This is a genomic window from Ilumatobacter sp. (assembly GCF_041688325.1).
Lineage (GTDB): Bacteria > Actinomycetota > Acidimicrobiia > Acidimicrobiales > Ilumatobacteraceae > Ilumatobacter_A.
The window spans coordinates 1-8,390 of sequence record NZ_JBDNIJ010000036.1 but is presented as its reverse complement, the minus strand read 5'-3'; the positions used below and the strand labels follow the sequence as shown (position 1 = coordinate 8,390).

At 62.9% G+C, this 8,390-nt stretch carries 11 protein-coding genes and 1 tRNA gene; 4 read left to right on the top strand and 8 right to left on the bottom strand.

Annotated features, from left to right (window positions below):
* On the top strand, window positions 1–288 hold a 288-nt coding region (locus ACH2EI_RS02480; RefSeq protein ID WP_395159073.1), incomplete at its 5' end, for a hypothetical protein.
* Window positions 289–334: 46 nt separating this feature from the next.
* Here the strand turns inward: ACH2EI_RS02480 and ACH2EI_RS02475 are convergent.
* From ACH2EI_RS02475 to nadD, 8 genes are all read right to left on the bottom strand, one after another.
* Window positions 335–721, bottom strand: coding sequence for a twitching motility protein PilT (locus ACH2EI_RS02475; protein WP_395159071.1), 387 nt, complete (start codon window positions 719–721; stop codon window positions 335–337).
* The gene (locus tag ACH2EI_RS02470) at window positions 718–972 is read right to left on the bottom strand and encodes a hypothetical protein (protein ID WP_395159069.1); all 255 of its coding nucleotides are present in this window, start codon (window positions 970–972) and stop codon (window positions 718–720) included. The genes ACH2EI_RS02475 and ACH2EI_RS02470 overlap by 4 nt, the downstream gene beginning before the upstream one ends.
* 139 nt (window positions 973–1,111) lie before the next feature.
* The gene (locus tag ACH2EI_RS02465; RefSeq protein WP_395159067.1) at window positions 1,112–1,660 is read right to left on the bottom strand and encodes a hypothetical protein; all 549 of its coding nucleotides are present in this window, start codon (window positions 1,658–1,660) and stop codon (window positions 1,112–1,114) included.
* A gap of 74 nt (window positions 1,661–1,734) precedes the next feature.
* Complete coding sequence (locus tag ACH2EI_RS02460; RefSeq protein ID WP_395159065.1) at window positions 1,735–2,148, bottom strand: hypothetical protein; 414 nt, start codon at window positions 2,146–2,148, stop codon at window positions 1,735–1,737.
* A 733-nt stretch (window positions 2,149–2,881) separates the two neighbouring features.
* Window positions 2,882–2,954: transfer RNA gene (locus tag ACH2EI_RS02455), tRNA-Ala, on the bottom strand.
* An 82-nt stretch (window positions 2,955–3,036) separates the two neighbouring features.
* Window positions 3,037–3,423, bottom strand: coding sequence for a ribosome silencing factor (gene rsfS / locus ACH2EI_RS02450; protein WP_395152921.1), 387 nt, complete (start codon window positions 3,421–3,423; stop codon window positions 3,037–3,039).
* Window positions 3,424–3,449: 26 nt separating this feature from the next.
* Window positions 3,450–4,754 (bottom strand): hypothetical protein, encoded by a 1,305-nt coding sequence (locus ACH2EI_RS02445; protein ID WP_395159063.1) that lies wholly within the window; start codon window positions 4,752–4,754, stop codon window positions 3,450–3,452.
* Window positions 4,751–5,377 carry a nicotinate-nucleotide adenylyltransferase gene (gene nadD, locus ACH2EI_RS02440; RefSeq protein WP_395152919.1) on the bottom strand — a complete coding sequence of 209 codons (627 nt, stop codon included), beginning with the start codon at window positions 5,375–5,377 and terminating at the stop codon, window positions 4,751–4,753. The genes ACH2EI_RS02445 and nadD overlap by 4 nt, the downstream gene beginning before the upstream one ends.
* Window positions 5,378–5,660: 283 nt before the next feature.
* Here nadD and ACH2EI_RS02435 point away from each other — a divergent pair, with 283 nt between their 5' ends.
* The 3 genes from ACH2EI_RS02435 to ACH2EI_RS02425 all read left to right on the top strand — a co-directional run.
* Window positions 5,661–6,488 carry an RNA polymerase sigma factor RpoD/SigA gene (locus ACH2EI_RS02435; RefSeq protein WP_394933173.1) on the top strand — a complete coding sequence of 276 codons (828 nt, stop codon included), beginning with the start codon at window positions 5,661–5,663 and terminating at the stop codon, window positions 6,486–6,488.
* Between the two features lie 227 nt (window positions 6,489–6,715).
* On the top strand, window positions 6,716–8,071 hold the full coding sequence (locus tag ACH2EI_RS02430; protein WP_395152918.1) for a class II 3-deoxy-7-phosphoheptulonate synthase: 1,356 nt from the start codon (window positions 6,716–6,718) through the stop codon (window positions 8,069–8,071).
* 19 nt (window positions 8,072–8,090) lie between these two features.
* On the top strand, window positions 8,091–8,390 hold a 300-nt coding region (locus tag ACH2EI_RS02425), incomplete at its 3' end, for a serine hydrolase (protein WP_395159061.1).

Here is an 8,390-nt window from a genome sequence, read left to right as displayed (position 1 = left end):
CACCCTTGGCAAATGGCCAGCCGACGAGAGCTGAGCGATATCGGACGGTTGAACCGCACCGTGCGCCAGAGGCGGCGCATCCGGGTGTGCTCCTGTCTGCCGGATAGTGAGCGGGTTGAGGTGACCTCCGACGATGTCGCTATGGGCGCGTCCGGCCTGGTGATTCTGGTGCGTTGCGGCGCGTTCTTGAGTATGCGGTATGGGACACCCCTCGACGCTCAGCCGGTCGAACATTATGGGCGCCTCGGTGTGCGAAAGAAGTGCCTGATTGATGACGGGTTTGGCTGACGGCGTGTGCTGTTGATAGCGGGCGGGTTGGCGCTTGGGTCTGGGGCTACACGTCGTGCATTGCGATGCGCTTTCGCGCGGCGTCAGCGACTTGTGCGATGTGCGTCCGATTGGAGGTGACAACGGCGTCGTTGCGTCGGATGGCGCCCTCAGCGACAGCGACATCGACGATGTCGTCCAGTCCACTGCGAGCGATCAACGCTCCGACGCGGCGCGCCTGGTCTTCGCTGAGTTCCTCTATCCGGCAACCCTTCAACAGTCTTGACAGGCGGTGCTGGGGTCCACCGCGCCACGCCTCGGCCAGCACTCCTGCTGGAATTGTCGGATTGTGGCCGCGTCCGAGCGCTGCGAGGTGCAGTGCCCACATGAGCCGATCGTCTCGTTCAGCAGCAATCAATGCACCGGTGTCGTAGGTGAGTCCGCCGGCACTCATGCACTCTTGGCTGAGACATCACCCAGCAGCCGATTCAGGAGTGCTTCCCCAGCGGCTCGTTCCTCCGCACTCAATTCGCCTGCGTCGGCCTCCCACTCACGGATGCCACGCAAACCCTCGCGAAGCAGCAATGTGTCCTCTGCCGCCGATGAAAGCCACGACGAGAACGACACGCCATCTTCGTCTGCGGCAGCCTCCACTCTCTCGGCCACCGAATCGTCAAGGGACACCGATCGCTTGATCACGCTCATACGAACCAATGGTAGCACCACCGGTAGCACCTGACGTATGGTTCACGGTACGAGCCCAGCGTTGCGCCGGCGCCCTCACTGGGCCCGAGCAATGTCGCTCGCACACGTCGAATCCGATGTGTAGATATGAGCGGGTGTTTCACTGCTTTGGTGTCTGCCGGTATTGATCGGGCGGCGGGCTGTTCGGTGATGGCGCAACGCCCAGGATGGGGGATGGTTTGGCTTGTTCGGGTGTGTCCCAGTAGCGGCGCGCAGTACACGCTATCGACGCTGCGCAGACGAGGAGTCCGGCTGCGACTGTCCATGCGACCGGCAATGAATACGCCGCGGCGACTGCACCCAGCGAGACGCCGCCAGCAATTTCGCCCAGAGATCGTGTCTGGCCAATGAATGAGTGCACCGTGGCGCGCGCCTCGGGCGGGGCGAGGGCGTTGGTCCACGTGCCGATCAGAGGGGCGGTCATGCTGAGTAGCCCGCCTTGCACCACGAGGACGACTGCGACGAAGGCCAGCACGGGCACGTGTGCGAGTAAGAGTGCTCCGGCTGCCACAACGACGAGCACCGTCGAGATTTGATCTGACATGCCCAGGTCTTCGAGGCGTCGCACATCGAGTCGGTCGAGTGCTTCAGCGGCCATCCCCATCAGAATGAGAGCGATGCCGAACACTCGAAGTCCTTGTGCGTCCATGTGAACGATGCACCGAGGCAAATCGTTCGCACGAAGCTCTCACGTCGGTTCGCCACGACCCGCTGGAAGCCGGTTTATTGCATTGCGTAAGCAAGGTAAAGGGTCCAGAGAACTCCGAGGCCGCCGACGATCATGACGCTTGTTCCTCGCGGAATCACCCAAGCCAATGAGCCGAAGAGCAAGATGGCCGCAATTGTTGCTGCGAACTCAAGGCGGCCACGTCTCAGCAACAGGGGCTCGGCGGTCTCGGCCGAGCCGATCACCACCGACCACTTCCGGCTGAAGACATCGGCGACGACGCCAGTTGGGATCTCACCGAGAAGCATCGCCACTTCCATCGATGTGCCCAGCAACAGCAACTGCGTGGCACTGAGGTCAAGATCAACGGCAAGCCGCACGGCGAGCGGGAGCCAACCGCCAGCCATCATGAATTTACGAATGACGCCGTTCGTCAGAAACAGGCGAGCGGCATCATGTATGCCGCTCACATTGGCAGGTCGTCCCGCTGAAGCTGCTCCGGGTTACACGGCGCAAGCACCGCGTGGCCGACAGTTCGACCCTGCGGGCGATCAGAATGTTCTGTCCGGCACCTCGATGAGCCGCACATAGCCGGCAGGGAGGATCATTGGGGGTGCACCGGGCGCTCCATAACGTTCGACCTGACGCGGTCAGTTTCAGTACGACTCGAAGTGGGCTATCGGGCGCTGTGATGCCAGTCGAGCTTGATCGGGCGGCTGAGAGAGTTCCGAGGCGGCTGAAGCACGAACAACACGTCACACGACCCCGCACCCGGCGTTTCACCGCGTGTTCCGCGCCGGTTGGGCAGCACCGCTGTGCGGTAGGTCGCCCGGGGTGTGGTTGTCCAGGCGCCGCTCAAGTCAGCCTCCAGCGCCAGATCGTGTCACGTCGGAGGTCGGGCCAGACATGTCGTGCGCGAAGACGGTGGGAGGGCACACACGACATGCCAGACCCCACCCGCCGACCACACACGACCTGACGAGGCGAACTGCGCACCGCAAGGCTCCGACATCGCACAACGCACCCCTACAGGGCCGGGCAAAACCGCAAACTCCAAGCGGCCTGCGTCAAGGGCCTGGCTCCCCACGACCGCGTGCAGACGGTTCCCCGGACCGGACTGCCGTAGCCCACCCCGTAGCCCACTCGCGAGCTCGGAAACCGAAAAAGTAAAGAACCCCCGGGCGTGGACCTGGGGGTTCTTCGTGGAGCTTAGGGGAATTGAACCCCTGACCTCTTCCATGCCATGGAAGCGCTCTACCAACTGAGCTAAAGCCCCGCAATGTTGTGCGGCCGGTGACGATAGCGGCACGATTCAGAGATACAACGCAGTGCGAGGCACTGAGCGTCGTATCTGAAAATCAGACCTCCCAGTCGATCCTCGGAACGTCGAGATACAGCCGTTCGATCTCGTAAAACTCGCGCTGCTCTTCGTGGAAGACGTGCACGATCACATCGCCGTAGTCGATCAAGATCCACTGCTGCTCGGCACGACCCTCTTGCCGCATCGGCGGGCGCCCCAGCTCTTGCTTGACCGCACGTTCGATGTCGTCAGCGATCGAGCGGACGAGCCGCGGGTTCGATGCACTGCACACCACGAAGTAGCCAGCGATCGCAAGGACCTCACCGACCTCGAGGACAATGATGTCCGTGCCCTTCTTTGCGTCAGCAGTTCGTGCTGCCAGCAACGCCAGTGTGACGTCGGCATCATCGTTCGCCTGTTCGGCGTTGGGTGTCTCGTCAGCCATCGCCGACGACGGTATCGGCGTCGCCATCACTCGACGCAACAGCCCCCCCCGTTGAAGGCGTTGAAGTAGCCCGTACCGATGGTCATCACGACATCGACGCCAGCGATCAATTCCTCAGACACCACGTACTCCGCATCACCGAACACCGGAGACAAGGACTTCTTCAGGTCAGCAACAAACTTTTCGTCAGCAACCTCAAACCGGCTCTTGGTCGGCGCACCCTCCGGATTTGGCGCCACATCGACTGACGCCACGTTCGCTTGAAGAAAGAGCAACTGCCCAACGGCCGAACGGGCGACGTCGGAGCGGTTCACGAACGGACTGTTGTCGACATCCAACTGGGCATCGGTGATCGGCACTTCGACCCGGAACACCAGACCCACGTTCGGCTTCGACACCCGCGCTGGCGAGATCTGAGCGAAGACCAGCAGCGAATCGAAGCGATCGAGGACAGACACGTCGACCCCGCTGCCATCGGTCGAGGACTGCGCAGACACCACAGCCAGATCCCGGACCTGCACCGGCCCCTGCCACAGGCGAGTAAAGACATCGTCGATCGTCGACGATGTGACCGGCATACCGAACTCGTCGACGGGAACGGAGCCAGCGGCATCAACCGGGGTCGCTGCAGCGAGCGCCGACCACATGGCAACCGTATTCGTCTGCCGATCGGCATTGGTTCCAGGGAGCGGCGTGCTCCTCAGCACATCGACCGCATCGGTGACGTCGAAGTCAATCGACTGCAGCAGATCTCCAAGCTCGTCGCTCACGACCTCGGTCGTCGCGGTCGTCGTGGACGGCACTGGCGATTCCGCCACGCCATCCGCTAGCTGGGCGAGGCCGGGAACGAAGGGCAGGTCGACCGAGACTGGCGTGACGGGTTCGATCAACTCGGCAAGCCGGTCAGCCCCAACAATCTCGCCGAACTGCAGCACGATTGCCAGCGTCCCTTCGACAGCCTCGAAGAACCCATCAGGATCGGCGGGATCGAGTACGCCAGCGAGGGGCCGACGTTCGTCGCCGAGGCCGATGCTGGCGTCAGCGTCGACCGGAATCGTGACGATGCTCCCGCCCTGGCCGCCAGGCAAGAGCGTGGCGACGATCAGGGCGGTCAACCGATTGTCGTCGTCGACGACTGCCACAGCGGCGTTGTCGGTCTGCGGGAGAAAGACCACCGGGCGGACGTCGCCTTGCACGACTGCACCCTCGGTCGAGTTGGCGATCGTCGTCGCGCCGACAAACGTCAGCCCACCAGCAACCAGCACCAGGGCAAATGAGACGGCGGCACCGGCCATGGCCCGGTGGCGGCGGCGAGTAACGCTGGCGGTCATTCGTCGGCTCCCGAATACAGCCCGCGCTGCGCAATCACATCAAGCACCGGTTCGGTGACCAGGTAGTCGAGCGGTCGTCCGTCACTGAATCGGCGACGAAGATCGGTGCTCGATACTTCGAGACGTGGCACTTCGACACGAATCCAATCGATGTCGTCAGGCAGATCGACCGGGTCACCTGGACGATCGACCACCACCAGGTGCGACGATGCCACCACCTCGTCGGAACGCGTCCAGCTGTGGAGACCGGCCGCGGCGTCATCACCGACGATGGTGAACAACTCGGCATCCGGATGTTCGACACGGAGCGCCCGCAACGTGTCGGCGGTGAAGCTGTCTCCTCCGTGATCGATCTCGGTGCGTCCCGCCACCAATCCAGGAACGTCTTCGACAGCCGCGACGACCATTGCAAGGCGGTCTGCGGCCGGAGTGATCCGCCGAGTGCCTTGCTTCTGCCACGCCACGTTGTTGACCATCAAGATGACCTGGTCAAGCCTCAACGAATGCAGCACATTGACCGCCGTGACAAGGTGGCCGACGTGCGGCGGGTCGAATGTGCCGCCGAACAGTCCCAAGCGTGCCGGCGATGAACTCGCAGCTGCTCTGGGCGTTCCTGGGGACACGACGGGCAAGAGTACGCGGTTCCAGGGCGAATCACTCGGTACCTGCTTGGTCAGGGGTTGACACGTCTGTTACTGTCAGTTGTTCCCCCATATACCCCCCGTTTCGATGTTTGAGTCTGGTTTCCAACGGAAACCCCTCTCAGACGGCATCCGTTGCTCCGATCACTTCGCCACAGCAGCTTCGAGCTGCAGACGAAGTCCCTGATCAGGCCGGCTGTCGTGTTGTGTCTTGCGACACATTTGACATCGGAATCCCCCAGAAACTTGAACGGTTGTACTCAACATGAATGATTCCATTGGCCTCTACTTGAACGACATCGGCAAGGTGGCACTGCTCACCGCCGAAGACGAGCGCGAACTCTCGCGCGTCATCGAGGCGGGCCGCGAAGCTGCCGAGCAACTCGAAGCAGGCAAAAAGGGCGTCGCCCTCAAGCGCCAGGTGCGCGAAGCCGCCAAGGCAAAGGATCGGTTCATCCGCTCCAACCTTCGCCTGGTCGTCTCGATTGCCCGTCGTTATCCCCTGCCTCAGGGCATGGACCTCCTCGACCTCATCCAGGAGGGCAACCTGGGCCTTGAGCACGCCGTCGACAAGTTCGACTGGCGTCGTGGCTTCAAGTTCTCCACCTACGCCACCTTCTGGATCCGTCAGGCCATCGGCCGCGCCCTCGACCAGAAGGCCAGCCTCATCCGCATTCCAGGTGACCGTTCGGCCAGCCTCCGTGCCGCCTTGCGCCAGGCATCGGGCGACGGCGAAACCCTCGACCAGACCAACGCCGAACTGCATCGCCTGACCACCCCAGTCAGCCTCGACAAGACCGTCGGCGACGATGGCGATGCCACCCTCGGCGACCTGATGGCAAACGGCGACGGCACGCCGGAAGATCACGTGATGACGCTCGTCGACAGCGAGTTGCTCGACGAACTGCTGCACACACTCGATGCTCGTGCGCGTTTCGCTGTCGAGGCTCGTTTTGGACTCGTCGACGGCGAGCGTAAGAGCTTCCGCGAAGTTGGCGAGCAGCTTGGCGTTACCGCCGAAGCAGCTCGTCGCCTCGTCAGCCGAGCAGTCGCTGGCCTACGCGACGACGCCGAACGCATTTTGGCGGTCTGAGCTTCCGTCTGGCGGCGTTGTCCGAGCTCCTCGGTGCCAAGAGGCATCGTCGTCCTCGGCTGCCTTGCCACACGAAACCTCAGCTCCGCCAAAAAAAGTGAACTGAAATGCCGGAGCGGTTGGACTTGTCCGACTGCTCCGGTCTCGTTTTCGGGTTCCTGTCAACCGGCTGTCTTGTCAACAAACTCACGCAGTGCCAAGTAGAGGTGCTTCGATAGCCTGCCCTGATGGAACCCCGGGGAACGTGGACGGCGCAATCGTGGCAAGAACGCACTGTCAAACAACAGCCGTCATGGCCTGACCTTGGCGCACTCGACTCGTCGCTGAAGCAAATCTCGACGCTCCCGCCCCTCGTTTTCGCCGGCGAAGCCCGTTCACTGCAGGCCGAGCTCGCACAGGTTGCGGCCGGCAATGCCTTCCTGCTCCAGGCGGGCGATTGCGCTGAAAGCTTCGAAGAGTTCTCCGCCGACAACATCCGCGAGAAGCTTCGGGTCATCTTGCAGATGGCCGTCGTGCTCACCTACTCGGTCGGCGTCCCGGTCGTGAAGGTCGGCCGGATTGCCGGTCAGTTTGCCAAGCCGCGCTCGTCCGACACCGAAATGGTTGGCGACCTCGAGATCCCGTCCTTCCGTGGCCACATCGTCAACGACGCCACCCCCACAGAAGCAGCTCGCACCCCCAACCCTGAGCGTCTGGTCCAGGCCTATCATCAGTCGGCCTCGACGCTGAACCTGCTGCGTGCGTTCACCAAAGGCGGATTCGCCGACCTGAACCGGGTCCACTCGTGGACCCAAGAGTTCGTGGCGTCGAGCCCCGAAGGAGAGCGCTACGACAAGCTCGCCCGCGAGATCGATCGTGCCCTCAGCTTCATGCGCGCATGCGGCATCGAGACTGAGGCCAACTCAAACCTCAGCGAAGTCGACGTCTTCACCTCCCACGAAGCACTGATCCTTGGCTACGAAGAAGCCCTCACCCGTCGCGACTCGATCACCGGTGACTGGTACGACTGCTCGGCCCACATGCTCTGGATCGGCGAACGCACCCGCGAACTCGACGGCGCTCACGTCGAGTTCCTCCGCGGCGTCGGTAACCCCATTGGCTGCAAGGTCGGCCCGACGATGACCGGCGACGAACTCATCGAGCTGTGCGAGATCCTCAACCCGTCGCGCATCCCCGGTCGCCTCACGCTGATCACCCGGATGGGCGCCGACAACATCGAAGAAGGCCTGCGGCCGCTGCTTCGTGCCATCTCCGACGCCGGCCACCCCGTCGTTTGGGCATGCGACCCGATGCACGGCAACACCTATACCGCTCCAAGCGGCCGGAAAACCCGCCACTTCGACGACATCGTGCGTGAAATCGGCGGCTTTGTTCGCGCCCACCGCGCCGAGGGCACCTGGCCCGGCGGTATCCACGTCGAACTGACGGGCGAAAACGTCACCGAGTGCCTCGGCGGCGGCGACGAGCTGGTCGATGCTGACCTGAATAGCCGCTATGAGACCGTCTGCGACCCACGCCTCAACGCTCGACAGGGCGTCGACCTGGCATTCCGGGTCGCCGAACTGATCCAAGACTTCACCTGATCGGGCCGGGCAGCCACCAATGACGGCGCTCGATCTCTGTACGGCCTGGCCGGTACCGACGGTGGCGGCCGGCGTCATGCAGGGCGGCTCTGTCGTCTCCACTCGTGGTGACGTCAACGCGAAGTTTCGACTCGCCTCACTCAGTAAACCGATGACGGCCTGGGCAGCGCTCATTGCCGTCGAAGAAGGCATCGTCGACCTCGACACCGTCATCGACGAGCGATTCGCCGGGCAGCCTGGCTGCACGATGCGACACCTCCTGAGCCATGCAGGCGGGTACGGCTTCATGGGCACCGATCCGATTGCGGCGCCGGAACGT

Coding starts and splice junctions, on each gene's coding strand:
- ACH2EI_RS02475 (WP_395159071.1), bottom strand. CDS start 721: ATGAGTGCCGGCGGACTCACCTACGACACCGGTGCATTGATTGCTGCT.
- ACH2EI_RS02470 (WP_395159069.1), bottom strand. CDS start 972: ATGAGCGTGATCAAGCGATCGGTGTCCCTTGACGATTCGGTGGCCGAG.
- ACH2EI_RS02465 (WP_395159067.1), bottom strand. CDS start 1,660: ATGGACGCACAAGGACTTCGAGTGTTCGGCATCGCTCTCATTCTGATG.
- rsfS (WP_395152921.1), bottom strand. CDS start 3,423: ATGGCTGACGAGACACCCAACGCCGAACAGGCGAACGATGATGCCGAC.
- ACH2EI_RS02445 (WP_395159063.1), bottom strand. CDS start 4,754: ATGACCGCCAGCGTTACTCGCCGCCGCCACCGGGCCATGGCCGGTGCC.
- ACH2EI_RS02435 (WP_394933173.1), top strand. CDS start 5,661: ATGAATGATTCCATTGGCCTCTACTTGAACGACATCGGCAAGGTGGCA.
- ACH2EI_RS02430 (WP_395152918.1), top strand. CDS start 6,716: ATGGAACCCCGGGGAACGTGGACGGCGCAATCGTGGCAAGAACGCACT.